This window comes from Streptomyces sp. RerS4, assembly GCF_023515955.1.
Classification (GTDB): domain Bacteria; phylum Actinomycetota; class Actinomycetes; order Streptomycetales; family Streptomycetaceae; genus Streptomyces.
In genome coordinates, this window is sequence record NZ_CP097322.1 from 6,492,452 (window position 1) to 6,514,772 (window position 22,321).

At 72.2% G+C, this 22,321-nt stretch carries 21 protein-coding genes and 3 pseudogenes; 8 read left to right on the forward strand and 16 right to left on the reverse strand.

Annotation, left to right across the window (positions count from 1 at the left end; all coding sequences use genetic code 11):
* Window positions 1–120 precede the first annotated feature (120 nt).
* The 6 genes from M4D82_RS29085 (at window position 121) to M4D82_RS29110 (ending at window position 7,401) form a co-directional block, all read left to right on the forward strand.
* On the forward strand, window positions 121–1,560 hold the full coding sequence (locus M4D82_RS29085) for an aldehyde dehydrogenase family protein (protein WP_249769984.1): 1,440 nt from the start codon (window positions 121–123) through the stop codon (window positions 1,558–1,560).
* A gap of 83 nt (window positions 1,561–1,643) precedes the next feature.
* Window positions 1,644–2,078: a thioredoxin family protein gene (locus tag M4D82_RS29090; protein ID WP_249769986.1), complete on the forward strand. Its 435-nt coding sequence runs from the start codon at window positions 1,644–1,646 to the stop codon at window positions 2,076–2,078.
* A gap of 43 nt (window positions 2,079–2,121) precedes the next feature.
* Window positions 2,122–3,567 carry a dihydrolipoyl dehydrogenase family protein gene (locus M4D82_RS29095; RefSeq protein ID WP_249769988.1) on the forward strand — a complete coding sequence of 482 codons (1,446 nt, stop codon included), beginning with the start codon at window positions 2,122–2,124 and terminating at the stop codon, window positions 3,565–3,567.
* A 214-nt stretch (window positions 3,568–3,781) separates the two neighbouring features.
* Window positions 3,782–4,333: a hypothetical protein gene (locus M4D82_RS29100; protein ID WP_249769990.1), complete on the forward strand. Its 552-nt coding sequence runs from the start codon at window positions 3,782–3,784 to the stop codon at window positions 4,331–4,333.
* The gene (locus M4D82_RS29105) at window positions 4,333–6,525 is read left to right on the forward strand and encodes an LPXTG cell wall anchor domain-containing protein (RefSeq protein WP_502989101.1); all 2,193 of its coding nucleotides are present in this window, start codon (window positions 4,333–4,335) and stop codon (window positions 6,523–6,525) included. The genes M4D82_RS29100 and M4D82_RS29105 overlap by 1 nt, the downstream gene beginning before the upstream one ends.
* A 90-nt stretch (window positions 6,526–6,615) precedes the next feature.
* A complete protein-coding gene (locus M4D82_RS29110) occupies window positions 6,616–7,401 on the forward strand; it encodes a metallophosphoesterase (RefSeq protein WP_249769994.1) in 786 nt (261 codons plus the stop codon).
* Here M4D82_RS29110 and M4D82_RS29115 read toward each other — a convergent pair.
* From M4D82_RS29115 to M4D82_RS29145, 7 genes are all read right to left on the reverse strand, one after another.
* Complete coding sequence (locus tag M4D82_RS29115) at window positions 7,371–7,676, reverse strand: DUF2087 domain-containing protein (RefSeq protein ID WP_249769996.1); 306 nt, start codon at window positions 7,674–7,676, stop codon at window positions 7,371–7,373. The genes M4D82_RS29110 and M4D82_RS29115 overlap by 31 nt on opposite strands.
* A gap of 88 nt (window positions 7,677–7,764) precedes the next feature.
* Entirely contained in the window at window positions 7,765–8,415 is a 651-nt protein-coding gene (locus tag M4D82_RS29120; RefSeq protein WP_249769998.1) for a hypothetical protein, read from the reverse strand.
* Window positions 8,412–8,918, reverse strand: coding sequence for a DUF6114 domain-containing protein (locus tag M4D82_RS29125; RefSeq protein ID WP_249770000.1), 507 nt, complete (start codon window positions 8,916–8,918; stop codon window positions 8,412–8,414). Before M4D82_RS29125 ends, M4D82_RS29120 begins: the two co-directional genes overlap by 4 nt.
* On the reverse strand, window positions 8,909–9,550 hold the full coding sequence (locus tag M4D82_RS29130; protein WP_249770002.1) for a DUF6230 family protein: 642 nt from the start codon (window positions 9,548–9,550) through the stop codon (window positions 8,909–8,911). Before M4D82_RS29130 ends, M4D82_RS29125 begins: the two co-directional genes overlap by 10 nt.
* A 108-nt stretch (window positions 9,551–9,658) precedes the next feature.
* A complete protein-coding gene (locus M4D82_RS29135) occupies window positions 9,659–10,510 on the reverse strand; it encodes a MerR family transcriptional regulator (RefSeq protein WP_249770004.1) in 852 nt (283 codons plus the stop codon).
* Between the two features lie 28 nt (window positions 10,511–10,538).
* On the reverse strand, window positions 10,539–11,744 hold the full coding sequence (locus tag M4D82_RS29140; protein WP_249772258.1) for a methyltransferase: 1,206 nt from the start codon (window positions 11,742–11,744) through the stop codon (window positions 10,539–10,541).
* A gap of 79 nt (window positions 11,745–11,823) precedes the next feature.
* Window positions 11,824–12,174, reverse strand: a complete 351-nt coding sequence (locus M4D82_RS29145; RefSeq protein ID WP_249770006.1) for a tetratricopeptide repeat protein — start codon at window positions 12,172–12,174, stop codon at window positions 11,824–11,826.
* Between the two features lie 121 nt (window positions 12,175–12,295).
* Here M4D82_RS29145 and M4D82_RS29150 point away from each other — a divergent pair, with 121 nt between their 5' ends.
* The gene (locus M4D82_RS29150; RefSeq protein WP_249770008.1) at window positions 12,296–13,261 is read left to right on the forward strand and encodes a pirin family protein; all 966 of its coding nucleotides are present in this window, start codon (window positions 12,296–12,298) and stop codon (window positions 13,259–13,261) included.
* 595 nt (window positions 13,262–13,856) lie between these two features.
* Here M4D82_RS29150 and M4D82_RS29155 read toward each other — a convergent pair.
* The gene (locus tag M4D82_RS29155) at window positions 13,857–14,234 is read right to left on the reverse strand and encodes an FKBP-type peptidyl-prolyl cis-trans isomerase (RefSeq protein ID WP_249770010.1); all 378 of its coding nucleotides are present in this window, start codon (window positions 14,232–14,234) and stop codon (window positions 13,857–13,859) included.
* Between the two features lie 951 nt (window positions 14,235–15,185).
* Here M4D82_RS29155 and M4D82_RS29160 point away from each other — a divergent pair.
* Window positions 15,186–15,833 carry an L-threonylcarbamoyladenylate synthase gene (locus tag M4D82_RS29160; RefSeq protein WP_249770012.1) on the forward strand — a complete coding sequence of 216 codons (648 nt, stop codon included), beginning with the start codon at window positions 15,186–15,188 and terminating at the stop codon, window positions 15,831–15,833.
* Between the two features lie 10 nt (window positions 15,834–15,843).
* Here M4D82_RS29160 and M4D82_RS29165 read toward each other — a convergent pair whose 3' ends face one another.
* The 8 genes and pseudogenes from M4D82_RS29165 to M4D82_RS29195 form a co-directional block, all read right to left on the reverse strand.
* Window positions 15,844–16,734 carry a glutathione S-transferase C-terminal domain-containing protein gene (locus M4D82_RS29165; protein WP_249770014.1) on the reverse strand — a complete coding sequence of 297 codons (891 nt, stop codon included), beginning with the start codon at window positions 16,732–16,734 and terminating at the stop codon, window positions 15,844–15,846.
* A gap of 93 nt (window positions 16,735–16,827) precedes the next feature.
* A complete protein-coding gene (locus M4D82_RS29170; protein ID WP_249770016.1) occupies window positions 16,828–16,986 on the reverse strand; it encodes a hypothetical protein in 159 nt (52 codons plus the stop codon).
* Window positions 16,987–17,061: 75 nt separating this feature from the next.
* Window positions 17,062–17,971: pseudogene (locus M4D82_RS29175) on the reverse strand (formylglycine-generating enzyme family protein).
* Window positions 17,972–18,416: 445 nt separating this feature from the next.
* Complete coding sequence (locus tag M4D82_RS29180; RefSeq protein ID WP_249770018.1) at window positions 18,417–19,301, reverse strand: ABC transporter permease; 885 nt, start codon at window positions 19,299–19,301, stop codon at window positions 18,417–18,419.
* A pseudogene (locus tag M4D82_RS29185) lies at window positions 19,288–20,087 on the reverse strand (ABC transporter ATP-binding protein). The gene M4D82_RS29180 and the pseudogene M4D82_RS29185 overlap by 14 nt, the downstream one beginning before the upstream one ends.
* A gap of 34 nt (window positions 20,088–20,121) precedes the next feature.
* Window positions 20,122–21,235, reverse strand: a pseudogene (locus M4D82_RS29190) (aliphatic sulfonate ABC transporter substrate-binding protein).
* A gap of 254 nt (window positions 21,236–21,489) precedes the next feature.
* A complete protein-coding gene (locus tag M4D82_RS34405; protein WP_349637101.1) occupies window positions 21,490–21,588 on the reverse strand; it encodes a putative leader peptide in 99 nt (32 codons plus the stop codon).
* A 145-nt stretch (window positions 21,589–21,733) separates the two neighbouring features.
* On the reverse strand, window positions 21,734–22,192 hold the full coding sequence (locus tag M4D82_RS29195; RefSeq protein WP_249770020.1) for an RrF2 family transcriptional regulator: 459 nt from the start codon (window positions 22,190–22,192) through the stop codon (window positions 21,734–21,736).
* Between the last annotated feature and the right edge of the window lie 129 nt (window positions 22,193–22,321).

A 22,321-nucleotide genomic window follows, 5' to 3' on the forward strand; every position in this document is an offset into this window, starting at 1 on the left:
CCGGTCACCGTCACGCCCCAACTGCCCTATAACTGAACAGAAGTGGTGCCCCCGGGTCTGGCACGATGGCGCGTGCTGCCGCTCCCCGCCCCGCCCACCCCCCTCCGGAGGCCCCGCGCCATGCCGCTCCTCGACCCGACGCTCTGGCAGGACGGACCCACCCTCACCGGGGGTACGGCACCGGTCGTCGAACCCGCGACGGGCCGTACCCTCGCCACCCTCGACCTCGCCTCGCCGGCCGACGTCCCGGAGGCCGCGGTACGGGCCCAGGCCGCGCAACACGAGTGGGCCCGTACCACACACCCCGAGCGGGCGGCCGTACTGCGCCGCGCCGGCGACCTGTTCACCGCGCACGCCGACGAGCTGCGGGAGTGGCTGGTGCGCGAGTCGGGCTCCATACCCGGCAAGGCGGACTTCGAACTGCACGTCGCCGCCCAGGAGTGCTACGAGGCCGCCGCCCTCGCCTCGCGCCCGGCCGGGCAGGTGCTGGCGAGCGAGGCGCCCCGGCTGTCCTTCACCCGACGGGTCCCGGCCGGGGTGGTCGGAGTCATCGCCCCCTTCAACGCCCCCCTGATCCTCTCCATCCGGTCCGTGGCGCCCGCCCTCGCCCTCGGCAACGCCGTGCTCCTCAAGCCGGACCAGCGCACCGCGGTCTGCGGCGGCCTCGCGCTCGCCGCCGTGTTCGCGGCCGCCGGACTGCCCACGGGCCTGTTACACGTGTTGCCCGGCGGCTCCGAGGTCGGGGCGGCCGTCGTCACCGACCCCCGCGTGCGCGTCGTCTCGTTCACCGGGTCCACCACCGCCGGCCGTACGGTGGGCGAGCTGGCGGGCCGTCACCTCAAACGAGCCCACCTCGAACTGGGCGGCAACTCCGCCCTCGTCGTCCTCGCCGACGCCGACGTCGAGGCCGCCGTCGCCCAGGCCTCCTGGGGGTCCTTCTTCCACCAGGGCCAAATCTGCATGACCGCCGGCCGCCACCTCGTCCACGCCTCCCTCTACGACGAGTACGTCGAACGACTCGCCGCCCGCGCCGAGGCCCTCGCCGTCGGCGACCCGCACCGCGATCGCGTCCACCTGGGACCGCTGCTCGACCACGTCCAACTCCGGCGCGTCCACGGCCTGGTGGAGTCGAGCGTCGAACAGGGCGCCAAACTCGTCGCCGGCGGCACCCACCAGGACCTCTTCTACCGGCCGACCGTCCTCGCGGCCGTCGCCGACGACACCCCCGCCTACGCGGAGGAGGTCTTCGGCCCGGTGGCCCCCGTACGCTCCTTCGCGACCGAGGGCGAGGCCGTCGCCCTGGCCTCGGCGGGCCCCTACGGACTCTCGCTCGGCATCGTCACCCGCGACGCCGCCCACGGCCTGGAGCTGGCCGACCGCATACCGACCGGCACCGCCCACGTCAACGACCAGACCGTCAACGACGAGGCCGTCGCCCCGTTCGGCGGCGTCGGCGTCTCCGGCACCGGCGCCCGCTTCGGCGGGGAGGCCAACCTGGACGCCTTCACCGAACTGCGCTGGACCACGCTGCGCGCCACCGCGCCCGGCCATCCCTTCTGACCGTACGGTTCCCCCTCGCGCGGAATTCGACGGCCGCGCCGATCGTTCACCGAGCACACGCAGCAACCAGGAGGTCAGGACCCGTGGCTACAGTCGAGCTCACCAAGGAGAACTTCGACCAGACGGTCAGCGAGAACCCGTTCGTGCTGATCGATTTCTGGGCGGGCTGGTGCCGGCCCTGCCTCCAGTTCGCCCCCGTCTACGAGAAGGCGGCGGAGGCCAACCCCGATCTGCTCTTCACGAAGGTGGACACCGAGGCCCAGCAGGAGCTGGCCGCGGCGTTCCAGATCACCTCCATCCCGACCCTGATGATCGTCCGGGACCAGGTGGCCATCTTCGCGCAGCCCGGCGCACTCCCGGAGGCCGCGCTGACCGACCTCATCGGCCAGGCCCGCGCCCTCGACATGGACGAGGTCCGCGCGAAGATCGCGGCGGAGGCGCAGGGCGACGCCGGGACCGCGAAGGACCGGCAGGCGGGGGAGGCGGCGGGGGAGGCCCCCGGCACGCCGGAGGCCTGACCTTGCGGCGCGCCGCCCCGGGCATGCGGTGACACTGGACCGCATGACTGAAGCGGTGGAGTACGACGTCGTGGTGCTCGGTGGGGGCCCGGCCGGTGAGAACGTCGCCGACCGGACCCGCGCCGCCGGGCTGACCACGGCACTGGTGGAGAGTGAACTCGTCGGCGGGGAGTGCTCGTACTGGGCCTGCATTCCCAGCAAGGCGCTGCTGCGCCCCGCCCTGGCCCGCGCCGACGCGCGCCGCGTGCCGGCGCTGGCGGCGGCTGTCCAGGGCCCCCTCGACGCGGAGGCGGTGTTCCAGCACCGCGACTACTGGACGGGTGACTGGAAGGACGAGGGCCAGGTCGGCTGGCTGGATTCGATCGGCGCCGACCTGTACCGGGGCCACGGGCGGCTCTACGGCGTCCGCAAGGTCTCCGTCACCAGTCCCGAGGGCGAGCACCACGTCCTGAGCGCTCGGCACGCCGTCGTCGTCGCCACCGGGACCCGGGCCCTGGTTCCCGATGTGCCCGGACTCGCCGACGCCCGTCCCTGGACCAGCCGCGAGGCCACCTCGGCGCGCCGGGTGCCCGGCCGGCTGCTGATCGTCGGCGGTTCGGTGGTGGCCGCGGAGATGGCCACGGCCTGGCAGGCGCTCGGCTCCCGGGTCACCGTCCTCGTACGGGGCTCCGGGCTGCTGCCCCGGATGGAACCCTTCGCGGGCGAGCTGGTCGCCGAGGCCCTGCGCGAGGCCGGCGCGGAGATCCGTACGGGCGTCGACGTACAGGCGGTCGTACGGGACGGCCCGACCGGGCCCGTCACGGTGGTGCTGGACGGTGGCGAGACCCTGGAGGGCGACGAGCTGCTGATCGCGACCGGCCGCACGCCGGCCACCGACGACATCGGCCTCGACACGGTCGGGCTGACCCCCGGCGGCTGGATCGAGGTCGACGACAGCTGCCGGGCGACCGGCCACGACTGGCTGTACGCCGTCGGGGACGTCAACCACCGCGCGCTCCTCACCCACCAGGGCAAATACCAGGCCCGGATCGCGGGCTCCGCCATCGCCGCGCGCGCGAACGGCGACACCCCGCCGGACACCGCCCGCTGGGGCGCCCACAACGCCACCGCCGACACCGAGGCCCTGCCCCAGGCCGTCTTCACCGACCCGGAGGCCGCCGCGGTCGGCCTCACCCTCGCGCAGGCCGAGCGCGCGGGCCGCCGGGTGCGCGCCGTCGACCACGACCTCGGGAAGGTGACCGGAGCGGGTCTGTACGCGGACGGGTACCGGGGGCGGGCCCGGATGATCGTCGACCTGGACCGCGAGGTGCTCCTCGGCGTCACCTTCGTCGGCCCTGGCGCGGCGGAACTGCTGCACGCGGCGACGGTCGCGGTGGCCGGGGAGATCCCGATCGGACGGCTGTGGCACGCCGTTCCCGCCTTCCCGACGATCAGCGAGATCTGGCTGCGCCTGCTGGAGGCGTACCGGGACGGTGGCGGGGACCGGTAGTCGGTCAGTTGTAAGGCACGGGGCGCGGGAAGGAAGGGAAGGGCAGGGAAGGGACGGGACGGGACGGGCGCGGGAAGGGGCGCGGAAGCAGACGGGAGGCGAGAACCGGCCAGACCCCGGGGAAGGGTTCTTGGTTGATCGACATTAGGTTAGCCTTACCTAAGTCGATCGATCGTGGTCGACCCAACTCCCTTTTCGGAAAGGCCCCTTCCCCATGCGTGTTGCCCTCCTGCCCCGCACCGCCGTACGGCTCACCGCTCGCGCCGCCTTCGCCGCCACAGCGGCCGTGGCCCTCGCTCTCGGCATGGCGGGCTCGGCTTCCGCCGCCACCGTGACCCGTACGGTCACGGACGGCGCGACGTTCCGGCTCAGCGTCAGCGCGCCGGGCACGGCCGCCGCCTCCGGGCAGAACGTCACCGTCACCGGCAGTGGTTTCAACACCGCCAAGGGCATCTACGTCGGCCTCTGTGCGGTGAACGGCCCGCAGGGTGCCAACAAGCCGACCCCCTGCCTCGGCGGCTCGGACCAGGCCGGCACCACCGGGGCCTCGCACTGGATCAACAACACCCTCGGCGGAACCCTCCCGAACACCTCCCGTTTCGGCGCCGGCGGCACCTTCAGCGTCACCATCCACGTCAAGGCGGACCTCGGCAACGGCCAGATCTGCGGCGAGACCGTCGAGTGCGCCGTGGTTACACGTGCCGATCACTTCAACTCCGCCAACCGCAAGTACGACGTCCACGTCCCGGTGACCTTCACCTCGTGATGACACCCCGTCACCCCCTCACCTCCGGCAGGGCGGGCGCGGCGGCGGCCTCCGCGCTCGCGCTCGTCCTCACCTCGGCCGGCTCGGCCGCCACGGCCGTCGGCGCGGACGCTCCCGGCCCGCCGAGAACCGGAGTCGGCCCCAACGGGCAGCGGTTGACCGTCTCCGCCGCCTCCGCACTCGATCCGCTCGGCCACACCGTGCGCGTCACCGGCTCCGGCTTCGACCAGGCCAAGGGCATCTACGTCGCCTTCTGCAAGGACAACGGGGACAACCGCGTTCCCGGCCCCTGCGTCGGTGGTGCCGACACCTCCGGCGGCGCGCAGGCCTCCTCCCGGTGGATCGTGCCACCGGACGACACCCACGCCGGCGACCTGGCCACCGCGTACGGCGAAGGCGGCACCTTCGCGGTGGAGTTGAAGCTCGCGGCCCGCAACGACGGCCTCGACTGCACCGTCGTCGCGTGCTCCGTCGTTACACGTGTTGACCACCGCGGCGCCGGCGACCGCTCCCAGGACGTCCGCGTCCCCGTCGCCTTCCGGGGGCAGGCGCCCACCGTTCCCGGCGGCGAGGGGGTCGACGTACCGCAGGGCACCGTCGCCTACCGGGCGGTGCGGGACTTCACCACGGCCGGTCGGCCGCGCGACCTCTTGCTGCACCCCGACTCGAAGAAGCTGTACGTCGGTTCGGAGGACCTCCCGGACACCGCCGACGCCGACGAGAGCGGCCTGCACGTCCTGGACCCGGCCGACGGCGCCCTACGTGGCACCGTCAGCCAGGCGCCGGGCGCGAACGGCGCCCTCGCCCGGCGCGCGGTCCGCGGGCTCATCGCCCCGCTCCCCGGTGACGGGGTGGTGTTCTCCTACCCGCTGCGCGGCATCGGCACGGCCAAGGACGGCGACACCGCCGCCGCCGGCGCGTGGGTCGCGGGCCGCACCGTGACAGACGCCGGTCCCGGAGTCACGCCCGGGACGGTACTGGTCGCGCAGGGCTCCGTCCTGTCGGAGGTCGACACCGCAACCGCCACGGTGAAACGTGCCGTCACCCTGGAGGGCGGCGAGGAGTTCGCGGTCGACGTCGCGCGCGGCACCGTCTGGTTCACCGACATCGCCGACCGCCGCGTGCACCGGGTCGACGCCGCCACCTTCCGGGTCACGGCGACCGTGGAGCTCCCGGCGGGAGACGGCTTCGGCGGGTTCACCGAGGTGGATCCGGAAACCGGCGCGCTCTGGGTCGGCCTCGACACGTCCGTCGTCGTCCACGACGCGACGGGCAAACGGCTGCGCACGCTGACGGGCACCGACATGCCCCGGGCGGCGCGCTTCGACCCCGTCACCCACGAGGCGTTCGTCGTCTGGCAGGACGGCGGCGACACCTCCCAGCCCGGGAACGACAACAACGGGGCGCTGACGGTGTACCGCACGACGGACCTCCAGGAGGTCGGGAAACTCGTGTTACTGCCCGGCAACCACGGCCAGTCGGGTTCCGCCGCGCTCGCGGTCGAGCCGGGCGGCGGGGCGGTGTTCGTCACCAACCCGGCGGAGGGACGGATCACCCGGCTGGAGCGCACGGTGTCCCCGCGGGTCGCCCAGGGTCCGACGGACCAGAGCGTCGCACCGGGCGACCGGATCTCCCTGACGGCGCGGGCGGACGGGCTGCCGGCCCCGGCGGTGGCCTGGCAGACCAGCGCGGACGGCGGCCGGACCTGGCAGCCGGTCGAGGGCGCCACGGCCGGTACGTACGCGTTCACGGCGGAGGCCGCCCACGACGGCCGACGCTATCGGGCGGAGTTCCACAACCAGGCGGGCACCAGCCGCACCGCGCCGATGACCCTCACGGTGAAGGCGGCCCCGGCCACCAGCCCACCGGCCACCACCCCGCCGCCCGCAACCCCGCCGGTCACCCCACCCACCACCGCACCGGGCACCGACCCCGGCGCCACGACGGGCGGCACCGCACCCTCCGCCGAACCGGCCGGCAGCGCATCCGGTGGCGGTGTCGCAGGAGGAGGAAGCGGCGGAGGCGGCGGCGGAAACGGCAGCGCCGGCGGCGCCACGGGAACCCCAGGCGGCGCTCTCGCCTCCACCGGCACCACCACCGCCGCCGGACTCGCCGCCGGCGCGGCCACGCTCACGGCGGCCGGCTGGGCACTGGTCCGCCGCAGGCGGCAGTCCGCCCAACCCGTCGCATAGGGTGAACGGGCGGCCCCTGAAAGGACAGTGACGGACCGTCACGCTCCATTCCGGGGCCGCTCCGCACCAGCGATGAAGGAGCCACCGCCCGTGATCGTGATCGCCCACCTCAGTGACGTCCACTTCGACGACGGCCCCCGCGCCGCCGCACGCGCCCGTACGGTGATGGCGTACCTCGACGGCCTCCCGTACGACCTCGACGCGGTGCTGATCAGCGGGGACATAGCCGACCAAGGCGCCGACCACGAGTACGAGCAGGCCCGCAAGACACTGGTCTCCCGCCACCCGACGGTGATCTGTCCGGGCAACCACGACGAACGGCTCGCCTTCCGGCGCGGCCTGCTCGGCGAGGTGGCCCCGACCCCGACCCAGGCACCGACCCCCGCGCCGATCGATCAGGTCCTGCGCGGCGACGGGTTCGTCCTGGCCGTCTGCGACTCGTCCGTCCCCGGTGAAGACCACGGCCGGCTGGAGGACTCCACGCTCGCCTGGCTCGACGGCGTCCTGACGGACACCCCGCACGAGGTCCCGGTCCTGGTGGCCTTCCACCACCCGCCGGTCGAGCTGCACACGCCGTACGTGGACGAGATCAGGCAGTTCGGCGAGGAACGCCTCGCGGCACTGGCCGAACGCCACCCCCACCTGCGGGCCTTCCTGTGCGGGCACGCCCACACCGCCGCGGCCACCACCTTTGCCGGGCGGCCGCTGCTCGTGGCGCCCGGCGTGGTGTCCACCCTCCGTCTCCCGTGGGAGCGGCAGGACGACCCCGAGCACCACGTCCACCTCGACGAGCCGCCCGCCGTCGCCTTCCACGTACTGGGCGACGACGGGCGGCTGACGACGCACTACCGGGTCGTCGTGGACGAACGGCGGTAGGTGCGGCCGTCCCGGGTCCGGGTGAGATGACCCGAGGTGATCAGATAGCGCCGCAACGCGGAACAGTCCTCGTGCACCGTCCGCAGCGCGTCGTTCACCTCGGGCTCCGTGTACTCCACCTCGTCCTCGAAGAGGGTTTCGGTGAGGTGCGCGAGCAACTGCTCGCGGCGGGCGACCTTGCGGGGGATGGATACGAGCCGCCCGCCGGAGAAGAGGTCGGCCACGCTCCTGGTGGCCCGGTCCACGGACTGCTGTTGCTCGGTGCTCTGTGACATGCTCCTGAGCTTCGCCCGGTCCGTGGACCCGGGCAACGGAATTATCCGGGCGGCGTCGCGGCGACCACCGCTAAATCGTGTAACCGCCTTACGGCGTCACCGTGATCTGCTGCGCCGGATCGGTGGTGTCGGACACCTTGTACACCGCGTTGAAGACGGACGCGGTCGCGCTGGTCGGGCAGCCGAAGCCGCCGGTGACCGTGACCGGGACGGAGGCGTTCGTGAAGGTCAGGCTGGACGGGGCGCCGTTGACCCAGGTGCCCGCCACGTTCGCCGGGCCGGACGGGGCCGCCGTGACGGTGCAGTTGGCCAGGCCGGTGGTGCGCACGACGAGCCCGCCCGCCGGCACCGTCATGGTGGCGGTGATCGGGGAACCGTCCTGCATGGACACCGACCAGGCGCCGCTGGTGGTGACCGTCGGGGTCACCCCCGGCATGCTCGCCGTGCAGGAGCTGTACGTCGGCGGCGAGATCGGCGAGGACACCGGCCCGGCCGCGTTGTGGTTGCCGGGGGCGGCCGGCACCGTGCCGGTGGAGACGGAGACCGTGCAGGTCACCGTGACCGAACCGGCCTTGAGGGTGGCCTTCCCGCTGAGGGTGGCCTTGAAGGCGTGCCCGGCCGGGGTGACGGTGGTCGACCCGGCCGCGGGTAACGGGGAGGCGGTGGCGGTGGCGGAGGCCACCGTCAGGGCGGCGGCGGCCGCCGTCCCGAGGATGAGCGCGGTGCGCGAACGGCTCATGGCTGAGCTCCTTGGGGATCGGGGTGGAGCGGGGCGGTGGGGGAGGGATCGGGCCCGGGGGAGTCCACGGGCTCGGGCCCGGGGTCGGGCCCGGGGTCAGGCCCGGACTCGGATGCGGACTCAGGGGCGGCGGAGCCCCCGGCGCGCGGGGCGGCGTAGGGCTGCCAGGCGAACATCAGGCCGCCGCCGAGGATGCCGATCAGGGTGCCGACGAGGAACCCGCCGAGGTTCGACAGGACCAGGGCGGCGGTGGCGATGAGCGTGGTGAGCACCCCGGCGAGGGAGCGCTGCTGGGGGGAGAACCAGGCGGTGAGCCCGAGGACGATCATGACGATGCCCATCAGGACGGACGGGATTCCCGCGATGCCCTGCTGGAGCATGATCTTCAGCGGCGCCAGCGGCAGTACGCAGATCCACGCCCCGGCCAGGATGGCGAGGAGACCGCCCCAGAAGGGACGGCCGCGCCGCCATCGCCGCCACCGCCCGCCACGGCTCAGAAGCATTCCTTCTTGCCCTTGCTGATGTTCATGTTCAGCCCGGACAGCTTGAACGTGCCGGCGTTCGTCGCCCACGCCGTCTGCTGGAGGTTGCCGATGCTGACCGAGTCGGCCTGCTGGGCGAAGAGGTCCTGCATGCCCTGCGCGTCGGCCGGCCCCTTGTCGAGGGTGGACGCGTCGCGCCCGATCTCCAGGTTGGTGAAGACGGCGTCGCCGGCGAGCTGGGTGGCGTCGACGAAGAGGTTGCTCGCCTCGACGGGGGCCTTTTGACCTGCCGTCAGATTGAGCGAGATGTCACCGATGACCGGCAGGGTCGTGACCACCGACTGGCACAGACTGTGCAGCTTGGCCTCCCGGATGGCGGTGACGGCGACCGGGATCAGCTCCTGGCGGGCGTTGACGTCGACGCTGCCGTACTGGGCGAAGCCCTCGCCCGTCAGACTCTTCGCCGATACCTTGAACTGCTGCCCCGACACCGCGAAAGAGGCGGCGAGCGCGCCTTGGGCGAGGGCGATGCCGAGCCCCGCGGTCACGGCCACGGCGGGCACGGTCAGCAGGGCGAAACGGCGCCAGCGGACCCGGCCGCCGTTTCTGACGTCGTCGCCGGGGGGTTCGGATAAGTGCGGTGAATGTGCCATGAGATCGTCCCAACATCTCGGCTGTGCACCTTTGTTACCGACGAGTTGAATGTAAGAGTGCCAATGGTGGTTGGCAAGGTTGTGCGAGCGCACCCTTTCGGCCGACTCCTACTGCTCCGTACGGGGCTCCGCGCGGGTTTCCGTACGTGACTCCCTACGTGACTCCTTACGCGACTCCGTACGCGGCCACGTACGCAGCAGAGCGGCCACCTCCGCCTCCACCCGCTGCGCCATCGCCCGCGCGAACTCCGCCGCGACCACCTCGCCGGCCACCGGTCGCAGCGCCGTCACCGCCTCCCGGATGTGATCCAGTTCGGTGGCCGAAAGTCGATCCAACCCGTCGGGGCCGATCACATGGCGACGGAACAGGGTGACGAAGCGGTCCGCGAGCGCGGCCGCCTGGGTCTGCGCGAAGTCCCCCGCGTCCAGGATCTCGTCGAGCGGCACCCCCTGCCGCGTCAGCGCCACCGTCGCCTCCAGCAGCCGGCGGCTCGGGTACGTGACCCGATCCCCGTCGACCCGTACGTAACCCGCCCGCGCCGCCCTGCGCGTGTGCTCGGCCGTCGCCGTCGGGCCGAACAGCTCGCGCAACTCGGCCCGGGTCATCGTCACCGGCTCCTCGCGCACCCAGTCCCGGGTCATCTCCCGCTCCAGCCCCAGGAGTTGGGAGAGCCCGCCGCCCTGTTCCCAGGCGGCCAGCAGCTCGCCGATGCCGTTCACGGTGTACCCGCGCCCCAACAGGTCGCTGATCAGGCGCAGTCGGGTCAGGTGGTCATCGGAGTACCACGCGATGCGGCCCTCGCGGCGGGGCGGGGGCAGCAACCCGCGCTCCTGGTAGTAGCGCAGGTTGCGTACCTTGACCCCCGCCGCGGCCGCGACGTCCTCCCGGCGGTAGCGCCGGGCGCCGCCGCCGGGCGTGCCGTTCTGTCTGTCGTCCCGCTGCTGCGCCTGGCTGTTCACGCGGCCGAGTGTAGGACGTACCGGCAGGTCACATGGGGCGCGGACGGTTCTCTCGTTTGACCGCTCGCAGAACGACGAACTTCGGTTCGCTCGCGACGACTTCGTCGTTGCCGAAGAGGCGGCGCAGGTGGGTGTGGTAGCCCATGTGGCGGTTGGCGACCACCCACAGTTCGCCGCCCGGCCGCAGCACCTTGCGCGACTGCGCGAACATGCGCAGCGCCGTCGCGTCCGAGGTCGCCTGGTGGGAGTGGAAGGGCGGGTTGCACAGCACCAGGTCCACCGAACCGGGCGCCAGCATGGCCACCCCGTCGCCGACGTGGAACTCCGCGGTCCGCCGGCCCGGCCGGACGTTGGCCTCGTAGGTCGCGCGCGCCGAGGCGACCGCCTGGTAGGACTCGTCGGTGAAGACCACCTCGGCGTCCTCGTCGGCCACCGCCACCGCCGTCCCGACGACGCCGTTGCCGCAGCCCAGGTCGACGACCCGGGCCCCGTCGGTGTTGGTCGGGATGTTCTGGAGGAAGAAGCGGGTGCCGATGTCCAGCCGGTCCGCGCAGAAGATCCCGGCGTGGTTGACGACGGTCAGCCCGGCGCCCGAGCCGCCGTCCTTGTCCACCGTGTACGTCAGCGGCCACGGCGCGGGCGAGGGGGGCACGGCCCGCTCGCCGACGAGCGCCGGATCGGGGGTGCAGAAGATCAGCCGGGCCTTCTTCTCCGCCAGGGAGGTCTTCGTCGGCCCGAGGATCTGCTCGAACAGGCGCAGCGTGGAGGTGTGGATCTCCTTGACCATGCCGGCACCGACGACCACCGTGCCCGCGTGCACGTGCGGCGCCACCCGGTACAGCTGGTCCTCCAGCAGAGCGAGGCTCTTGGGAACCCTGACGAGCAGGACGTCGATCCGCGCGGGCGGCGCGTCCTGCGTGGTCAGCAGCGTCACCGTGGCCTTGGAGGTGCCGATGCCGGCCCGGTCGAGATTGGCCTCGGTCGCGGACCGGGACAGGGCGGAGTCGGTGATCTGGGTCGGGTGGTGCGCGGCCAGGGCCGTCGTCAGCGCCCCCCAACGGTCGCCGAGCACCGTGATCTGCCCGGCGCCGGCCAGGTCCACCGGGCCGCGCTCGCCGGTACCGGCGGCGAGGTGGTGCAGCAGGTACTCGTCGGCGGCGTCCCAGGCGCGGAGCCGGTCGCGCGGGTCCGCGGGGAAACGGGTGAGTTCGTAGGAGCCGAAAGGCGTGGTCAGGCGATTCATATGGAACCCAGGCTAGCCGAGGCGGCCGCCCGGCCCCGCACATACGGGGCCGGGCGGCCGTACGGCCGTCCTACTCGTACGAGTCACCGGCCATGGCGGCGGCGATCCGCAGGTACGGGCGGGCCTCGTCGGAGCGGCCGGCGCGCTCCAGGGTCCGCCCGAGGAGCAGCTGCGCGTAGTCCTCGACCGGCCAGCGCTCCAGGATGGCGCGCAGCTCGCGCTCGGCGCGCGAGAGCTGAGCGGAGTGGTAGTAGGCGCGGGCCAGCAGCAGCCGGGGCGCCAGCTGCTCGGGGGCCTCGGCGGCGACGGTGACCAGGACGCGGGCGGCGTTCGCGTACTCCTTCGCCTCGAAGAAGAGCCCGGCCCGCTCCCAGCGCTCGGCCGTCGTCCCCTGCTCGTAGTACTCCGTCGGCGCGTTCATCGCGTCCTCGCTTCCCTACCGCCGCTTCCGGGCGGTTCGGTGGCTCCAACACGGCCACCGGTCGGAACATTCCACGGAAAGGAGGCCAGGTGGGTGCCGGTACGGGACTAAGTTGTGCCGTATGAGCAATCTCGATCGCCAGCCCGCCCTCTCCGCCTGCGGCGGCCGCGGCTTCGTCGTGGCCGAGCCCGTACGAGAGCTCCTCAGCCCGCGCACGGTCAAGCTCGGGGAATCCACCGAGGTCCGCCGACTCCTGCCCAACCTGGGCCGGCGCATGGTGGGCGCCTGGTGCTTCGTCGACCACTACGGCCCGGACGACATCGCCGACGAACCGGGCATGCAGGTACCGCCCCACCCGCACGCCGGGCTGCAGACGGTGAGCTGGCTGCACGACGGCGAGGTGCTGCACCGCGACAGCGTGGGCAGCCTCGCCACGATCCGGCCGCGCGAGCTGGGCCTGATGACCTCCGGCCGCGGCATCAGCCACTCCGAGGAGAGCCCGCGCACGCACGCCCGCCTGCTGCACGGAGCGCAACTGTGGGTGGCCCTGCCGGACGCCCACCGCGACGTCGCCCCGCACTTCCAGCACCACGCGGAACTCCCGCAGGTCACCGCCCCGGGCCTGACGGCGACCGTCATCCTGGGCACCCTGGACACCGCGACCTCGCCCGGGACTGCGTACACCCCCATCGTCGGCGCCGACCTCGCCCTCGCGGCCGGCACCGAAACCCGGCTCCCGCTCGACCCGGACTTCGAGTACGCGGTCCTCGCCATGTCGGGCGAGGCCCACGTCGACGGCGTCCCCGTCCTCCCGGGCTCGATGCTCTACCTCGGCTGCGGCCGCACCGACCTCCCCCTGCGCGCCGCCTCGGACGCGGGCCTGATGCTGCTGGGCGGTGAACCGTTCGAGGAGGAGATCGTCATGTTCTGGAACTGGATCGGACGGTCACACGATGACATCGCGCAGGCCCGCGAAGACTGGATGACCGGGTCGAGATTCGGTGAAGTGAAGGGCTACGACGGCCCTCCGATTCCGGCTCCCGAACTCCCGCCAACGCACCTGAAAGCCAGGGGAAGGACGCGTTGACCTGCTGCCCAGGCAATGAGGCTCGATCCCGATTCACCACAAGGAGGGCTGAGGACTCCCGCTCTGATCGCCGCGCTGTGCCGGCCGGCGCTTCACCAGGCCGGCGCTGCGAGGGCCGCGGTCGCCACGGACTGCCGCCATCGACCTCGCTGTGGACGGTGATGGGCCCCCAAGGCCTCGGCGTAGACGACCGTCGTGGACACCCGCTGGGAGAGTGGACGCACGGCAGCAGAGGCCGCGGCGTGGCCTGCAGCTCCACCATTGCGTCAGCCGTGCCTCGCTGCGCTGCGCGCTTGGTTGATCTCGTTCCCCACGTCTGAAGATGCCGACCGCGCACGCGGCATGTGAGCGTGGTGACGAGACCCACTGTGGGAAGACGGGAAGAGGGTCCTCGACGTTCAGCTTGGCGATCACGCTGGTCTGCTTCAGTGGGTTGGGTGCCATCAACGGGCGGCTCTTGCCACGATGCTCCGGAACGACCACCCGGCCATGCCTGATACCGCCGGCGCGGCTCCGGGAGGAATGGATCCTTTGACCGTGCCCGTGACCGGTACGCGGAGGCGCTGTGATGCTGTCATCACGGGCGAGGCCTTCCTCAGACCACGGAGAGCAGGTCCACCACGAAGACGAGCGTGGAACCCGCCGGGATCAACGGCGAGGGGGACTGGTTGCCGTAGCCGAGGCGCGGGGGAACGATGATCTCGCGCCGACCGCCGACCTTCATCCCCCTGATTCCCCGATCCCAGCCCTTGATGACCCTGCCGCCCCCGACGGCGAACTTGAACGGCTCGCCCCGGTCCCAGGAGGCGTCGAACTCCATCCCGGACTCGAAGGTGACCCCGATGTAGTGAACCCGGACGACCCTGCCCGGCTTCGCCTCAGGACCGTCCCCGACGACGAGGTCCCGGATGGTCAGCTCCTGGGGAGCATCACCCGGCAGAAGTTCGATCTCGGGTTTGGTCGGTTCACTCATCGCAGCCTCATGTCTCTGCCGGAATCCCTCGCGCAGACCAGCCGGGCGCATGGTCACCGCGTCTAGAAGATGATCACGCTACCGAGAACGCTGATCGACTGGAGTACATCAAACCCCACGGAGCCCGCTGCGGCGTGACTGGGCTCGCTCGGACAAGCCGAGATTCTACGGCGAGTGGCTGACCAGGAGGTTCTTGGCGCATGGTGGTGTAGGAGTTGCACCTACGTTGACCTGTCCGCCCTCGAACGCGAACGGCGTCCCACCGGCCGGGTATGACGACGCGCGGAGCCGCCGATCCCGCCGACCGTGGGACCGATCGCGCTCGACATCACGACCGCCGGGAGCCTGACCTCGCTGATGCAGCGGCTCCGCGGCCAGGGACCACCGACTTCGTCCCGCGCTCCTTGCCGGGTGGCGGCTTGCAGGTGCGCCGCAGCCCCCGCCAGAGCCGGGTGCCCGGCAGCCGCAGGGCAGTGGTGGAGCAGGAACGGGCAGACGCCGAAACCTGCTCGGCGCCGTCGAGCGGAGAATCGGTATCACGGCCTCGGAGGGCAACCCGGTTGGGCGAGCACCTCGCCACCAGCTCGAGGTCGACCCTGGACTCGGCTTCGCCAAGGAAGCGAGACACGACCTCGCGCCGGTGGCGGGGGCCGGCCGACCTGCGCGCCCTGGGCCGTCCGCGCCCACGACGTACGGGCAACCGCCGACGCGGTCAGGGTCGCCCGCGCACCGGCACCGCCGCGTTGTCCACCGCGCCCACACCGGCTGATCACCCGGTCGGCTGAAACCGGAGCAGGCCGCTCGCTCCCGGCGCCCGGCCGCGACGGGCAGCCCCCGCTGTGAGGTGGCACGGGGCGTCCGGCGGTCCGGTGAACGGGGCCTGGCGGCTCCGTGGCGCTGCGTACGATGCCACGGAGACCACCGAGCCCATCACGACCGAAGGACACATCCATGGCAGAGCGCTACGACTGCTCAGAGCCATCCGAGCGGGCCGCCGGGCTGCGCGAGGCGGCGTCGGTCGTACGAGGCGGCCGACTCGTGGTGCTGCCCACCGACACCGTCTACGGCATCGGCGCGGACGCCTTCGACAAGCGGGCGGTGGCCGCCCTGCTCGCGGCCAAGGGACGGGGCCGGCACATGCCCTCACCGGTCCTCGTCGGCTCCCCGGAAGCCCTGGACGACCTCGTCACCGACTTCCCCGACACGGCGTGGAAGCTCGTAGAGGCCTTCTGGCCCGGCGCACTCACCCTCGTCGCCCGACACCAGCCGACACTGAAATGGGATCTCGGAGACACCAACGGGACGGTCGCCGTCCGCATGCCGCACCACCCCCTCACCCTCGAACTCCTGGGCGACACCGGTCCGATGGCCGTCTCCAGCGCCAACCTCACCGGACATCCCGCCCCGCAGGACTGCGATGCCGCCCAGGGCATGCTCGGCGACAGCGTCGCCGTCTACCTCGACGGCGGCCCGACCCCCGCCTCCGTACCCTCGTCGATCGTCGACGTGACCGGCCCCGTGCCCTCCCTCGTCAGGGCCGGCGCCCTCACCGCCGAAGAACTCCGCACGATCATCCCGGACTTGCGCGCAACCGGCTGAGCCCGCCCGCTCAGTACCCGATGCGTTCGGCCGCTGTCGTCTCCGCGGCGCTGAAGGCGCCCTGCACGCCGCTCGTCCAGTCCAGGATCCGGACCGCCGCGCCGGCGGCCTCCGTACCCCGGCAGTGCGCGTGGTGCCTGCGCGCGATGCCGTCCAGGTCGAGGCGGGAGGCGAAGGCCGGATGTGCCGCCAGCCGCCGGGCGTACGACCACACGTGCGGGTGGTCGGTGATGCGGTACACCGCCGCGGCGTCCAGGTGCCGGCGGTGCACCGTGTCCAGCTGCACCAGCGTCACCCACACCCGCACGTCGGCGGCCGTGAGCTCCTCGCCGAGCACGTGCCGCGTGGCGGCGAACTGCCGCTCTAGTACGCCGAGTCCGCGCAGCAGGGTGGCCAGCGCGGTGTGGCGCTCCGCCGCGTCGGTACCGGACCGGCCCGCGCGCTGCGCCGCCGCGCTGATGTCCTGCTCGCAGAGCCGGCCGATGGCCTCGATCCGCTCGTCGGCGCCGTCCGGGTACAGGCACGGGCCGTGGGAGCCGAACCGCCGGCCCAGGTCCTGGAGGATGTCGGGGGAGTGCGTGCTGACGATCCGTCCGGTCCAGCCGTCGCTGAGCACCGGAGCCGCCGCCGGTCCGGGATGCTGGTGCGCACTGGCCTCGTACAGCGGGCGCAGCGCCAGGTGCCCGCCGTCGGCAGCGTCGGGCACGGCGGACAGCAGCGTCACCGGGAGGACGTCCTCCAGGCCGAGCAGGCTGTGCGTGATGGCGATCCGCAGACAGCTCGGACACGACAACGCGAGATGGAGCCGGTAGCGGTGCGGCACGGCGGGATAGCCGCTGCGCGCGTCGCGGCCGACCCTGCCGCGGAAGGAGGGCACGGCAAGCGGGGAAGTGGCGGACATACGTCTCCCTGGGAGTGCTCGGTCACGGGCGTACGGCGACGGCCCGCGACGGCTTCGGCGCGTGCGGGACCTGGCAGCTGGGTGCGCGGAGGGTCAGGGGTGGGCGGGCGCGGGGCCGCCGGGGCGCGGGGGACTCGCCGCACTGCACACGCGCAGGAGGTCGATGTGGCGGCGGGACGTCAGCAGCGGCAACGGCAGGACGACGGCGCTACGGACGCCGTCGGTGCCGCGGTCCAGCGCAGAACGACCCATGATTCCCTACCGGTTCACCAGGATTCGCCGTTCTGGAGTCTCGACGCGTGTCCGGGCGCTGTCAAGACGGCCGTGTCAATGCGGTGGCCGCGCGCTGTCGGCGGCCACGCGGAAGCCGATGTTGCCGGTCGAGCTGTCGGGCGTGTTGGAACTGCGTGCGGCGACGCGGTAGCGGTTGCGGTACGAGTCGTGGCAGGGGTACGAGCCGCCGCGCATCACACGGCTGGTTCCGGGGGCGAACCAGTCGGCGCACCACTCCCACACGTTGCCCACCACGTTGTGGAGGTCGAAGCCGTTGGGACGGAAGGAGTTCGCCGGCGCCGTCCCCTCGTAGCCGTCCTCCGCGGTGTTGAGGGTGGGGAACTCGCCCCGCCAGATGTCGCACATGTGCCTCCCGCCGGGCGAGAGTTCGTCGCCCCAGGGGTAGCGCCGCTGCTCGAGGCCGCCCCGGGCCGCGTACTCCCATTCGGTCTCGGTGGGCAGCCGGGTCCCGGACCAGGCGCAGTACGCCTGCGCGTCGTTCCACGAGACGTGGACGACGGGGTGGTTCTGGCGCGCGGTGACGGACGAGCCGGCGCCCTCGGGGTGGCGCCGGCTCGCGCCGGAGACCGCCCGCCACCAGGGAACGGCCGCCACGGGCGGGGACACGGCCGCGACCTCGTCGGGCAGGAACCCGCCGAAGACGAAGGAGAAACCGAAGTGTCCGGCTTCGGTGACGCGGCCGGTGGCCTTGACGAAGGTGGCGAACTGGGCGTTGGTCACCGCCGTGGGGCGATGCGGAACGGGTCGACGGCGGCCTCGCGTACGGGTCCTTCGCCGTCGGCGGGGAAGCCGTCCGGGTCGTCGGTGCCCATGAGGAAGCTCCCGCCCGGCAGCTCGATCAGCCGGCGGGCGGCCCGCTGGGCGGCCGTGGCACGTGGCAGTGGTGCCGGGGAGAGCACGAGGTCGTCACGTCACCGTGTCCCGGGGTGCAGCAGGAACGCATGGCGGCTCCGTCGGTGTGGGTCGACGGGTGGGGGCGTGGGCCGGGACCCCGCGGGCGACGCCGCGGGGACGCCGTGGTCATGGGCGTAGCGGCCGGTGAGCACCGACGACCGGGATCGGCGAGCAGATCACGGGATGTCTTCTCCGGGTTCCGCAGCGCGTACGGGCACGGCAGGGCGACCGCCGTGGAGGGATGGAAGAGAGACGGGAGGGGGCATCGGCCGGCGGGGCCCTTGGGAGGGCGGGCCGATGTTCGCGATGTCGTACGGGGACCCCGTGCGCAGGGGCGTGCTTACCGCTGCGCCGGGGGGACCGGACGCGGAGCGCTCGCCAGGCCTGCCCGGATCGAGGTGGCGGCGCGCGGTGAGAAGGCTTCCTGCTGCCATGCCGACGAGGTTGGGGGCGGGGGTCGGGCCGGTCCGTGTACGGCACGTGAAACCGTTGGTTCAGCTCTTGACCAGCAGGCCGCGGCTGCGCAGTACCCATCGTTCGACCGGGCTGAAGATCAGCAGGTCGATGGCGATGCCGACGACGAGGATCAGGAGGATCGCGAGGAAGACGCCGGGCAGGTCGATGTTGTTGCGGCCGTTTTCCAGTAGCTGGCCGAGGCCGAGGCCGAGGTCGGGGGAGCTGGCGATGATCTCGGCGGCCATCAGGGAGCGCCAGGAGAAGGCCCAGCCCTGCTTGAGGCCGGCGAGGTAGCCGGGCAGTGCGGCCGGCATGACGACGTGTCGGGCGCCGCGCAGGCCGGTGGCGCCCAGGGTGCGGCCGGCCCGCAGGAACAGCGGGGGGATCTGGTCGATGCCGGAGACGAGGCCGTTGGCGATGGAGGGGACGGCGCCGAGCAGGATCACCGTGTACATCATGGCGTCGTTGAGGCCGAACCAGAGGACGGCCGGGGGTACCCAGGCGACCGAGGGCAGGGACTGCAGGCCCTGGAGGATCGGGCCGATGGCGGCGCGGACGAACTTCACCCGGGCGACGAGCAGGCCGAGCGGGGTGCCGATGGCCAGGGCCAGCAGGAAGCCGAGCAGGCCGCGCGAGACGCTGGTCCAGATGACCTCGAGCAGTGTGCCCTTGAGCCACATGTCGGACAGGCTGTCCCACACGGCGGACGGGGCGGGCAGCTTGGTCTCGTCGGTGACCTTCGCCGTGACGAGGATCTGCCAGACCACCAGGACGAGGGCGACGGCCAGCAGCGGCGGGAGGACCTTCTTGGTGAGGACCTCGCGGACGGGGGTGCGGTGGGTCTGGACCGCGTCGAGGGCGTCGAGGCCGGCCTCGAGGCCGGCGAGGTCGTCCGTCTTCGCCTTCGTGTCAGTGCTGGCCATGGCGGCGGATCTCCCCACGCAGGTGTTCAGTGATCTCAAGGGACAGCTCGGCGACGTCCGCGTCTTCGATGCGGCGCGGCTGGGCGATGTCCACGGTCCATTCCTTGGCGACCCGGCCGGGACGGGAGGAGAGCAGGACGACGCGCTGGGCGAGGCGCACGGCCTCGCGGACGTTGTGCGTGACGAAGAGGACCGACAGTCCCGTCTCCGTCCAGATGCGGGTGAGTTCGCCGTGCAGCACGTCGCGGGTGATGGCGTCGAGGGCCGCGAAGGGTTCGTCCATCAGCAGCAGCCGGCTGTCCTGGGCGAGCGACCGCGCCAGGGCCACGCGCTGGCGCATGCCGCCGGACAGTTCGTGGACGCGCTTGCCGTGGGCGCCGCCGAGGCGGACCAGCTCCAGCAGGCGTTCGGCCTCCGGCTTGCGGTCGGCCTTGGGAACCCCGCGCAGGCGCAGGGCGAGTTCGATGTTCTTGCCCGCGGTCAGCCACGGGAAGAGGGCGTGTTCCTGGAACATGAGCGCGGGCCGGCCGCCGGGGGTCTCGATCGTTCCGACGGACGGCTTGTCGAGTCCCGCGACCAGGTTGAGCAGGGTGGACTTGCCGCACCCGGAGGCCCCAGGAGGGTGACGAACTCGCCGGGAGCGACATCGAGGCTGATGTCGTCGAGGACGAGCTGCGTTCCGGCCGGGCCGGAGAAGGACTTCGAGACGTGCTCGATGCGGGCGGCGGCGGCGTGCGGGTGCTCCGCTACGGTGCCCTCGGCAGCCTTGGCAAGCGTGGTGGCCATGGTCGTCACCTCCTGGGGTTGCTGGATTGCGGGGTTACTTGGCGCCGAGAGCGGCGTCGGTGACCTCGGGCTTGCCGGCGGCCTTCAGGACCTTGTTCAGGAGCGTCAGGTCGTAGATGCCGGTCAGGTCGGGCTGCTCGATGAGCCCCGCCTTGACCGCGTGGTCGGCCTGGGCCTTGAGGGTGGCGGCCAGCGGGTCGTCGGTGACCAGGATGGACTGCCAGGCCGGGTCGATGACCTTGGCGTCCAGGGCTTGCCGCCTTCGGCGGCGAGTTTGGCGTTCGCGGAGGCCTTGGCCTTGTCGGGGTTGGCGTTGATCCACTCGTTGGTCTTGACCGTGCCCGCGAGGACGGCCTCGACGACGTCGGGGTGTTCCTTGAGGAACTTCTGCGACACGATGATGTTCGTGATCACGAACTTCTTGTCGGGCCACAGGGTGGTCTCGTCGAGGAGGACGCTGCCGCCGTCGGAGACGAGCTTGGAGGCCGTCGGCTCCGGCACCCACGCGCCGTCGATCGAGCCCTGCTTGAAGGCGTCAGGGTGACCTTGTTGTCGGTGCGGACGACGGAGACGTCGCCCTTGCCGGATTCGGGGTCGACCTTCCAGCCCTTCTCGGCGATCCAGTTGAGGAACGCGACGTCCTGCGTGTTCCCCTTCTGCGGGGTGGCGATCTTCTTGCCCTTGACGTCGTCCAGGGTCTTGATCTTCTCCGGGTTCACCACCAGCTTGACGCCGCCCGAGGCGGAGCCGGAGATGATCCGCAGGTTGGAACCCTTGGACTTCACATAGCCGTTGATCGCCGGCGACGGGCCGATGAAACCGATGTCGAGGGAACCGCCGTTGAGGGCCTCGATCTCGGACGGGCCGGCGTTGAAGGCCTGCGGCTTGACCTTGGTGGCGCCCAACTCCTTGGCGATCAGGCCCTCCTGGAGGCCGACCAGCGCGGTCGCGTGCGTCAGGTTCGGGAAGTACCCGATACGAACCTCGGAAGCCGACAGCTTCTTGTCGCCGGCGGCCGGGGCGGCGTTGCCCGCCTTGCCTTCTTCCTTCTTCGCCTCGGAGCCGTAGCCGCAGGCGGTGAGCAGCAGGGGAAGGGTGGCGGTGACGGCGATGGCGCGCAGAGTGAGGAGCGGTCTGGCGGCAGACACGGAGTGTCCTTTCACGGGATGGGTGCGGGGAGGTACAGAAGTACGGAGGTGGGAAGGCGGAGACGGCGGCCCTGGGCGGCGATCGGCACGCACGTGACCCGTTCCCGGCCGTCGGCAGGCAAGGGGGTGGGTGCGCGAAACCGCACTCGAAGGCGAGCGGGACGGGTCGGCTGCGGGTTCGTCCGGCCGACGGAGAGCGGGGCGGCACCGCGCTGGGCGGTGCGCCGCGTGTGGACCGGAGCCGGCCGATCGTGTCAGGCGGGCTGACAGATGGCGCTGGACGTACGGACCAGGTCGATGTGCCGGCGGGAGGTCAGGGCCAGGATCCGGCCGGCGTGATGCAGTGTTCGCATGGCCGCCTCACCTCATCCCTAGTTTTCCCACCTGGTTGGTAGGCATCTTGGCAGGGCTCGGCGCCCACCCCAAGAGTGAGACCACATGGTGGACGCGCTGATCTCGCGATTCGAGAAGATGCGGGTGGGGTGGGGGGTCAGCGGGTCAGGGGTTGGTCCAGGCCCCGGGGGTGTGGGCCAGCGCGGCGACGTCGGCGGGCAGGTCGGACGACGCGACGTCCGCGAGCGACACCCCGTCGAGGATCTCGCGTACGTTGGCCCGCAAGGCGATCCACAGGGGGAGCAGTGACTCGGCGGGGCCGGAATAGGACAGGTCCGGAGGACGGACCCCGCGCACTGAGACGAGTGGTCCGTCCACGACGCGGATGACGTCCGCGATGCTGATGGACGGGGCCGGCTTGGCCAGCCGGTAGCCGCCGTTGCCGCCGCGCTGGCTGACCACGAGACCGCCCCGGCGCATGTCGTTCAGGATGCCCTCGAGGAACTTGTGCGGGATGTCCTGGGCGTCGGCGATGGCTTCGGCCTTCACCGGCCCGTCATCCTGTGACGCGGCAAGCTGCAGTGCGGCACGTACCGCGTAGTCCGCCCTGGCTGAGATCCGCATGGGGACATTATCTTGCATGCCCTCGGTCGGTGTCCGCCGCGGGTGGCAGCCGGCCGCCGGGGAGGTGTGCGTGCCCGGCGGCCGGGGCCCGGGTTGCGGATCGGGGTCCCGCGTGGTGCCCCCGTCATG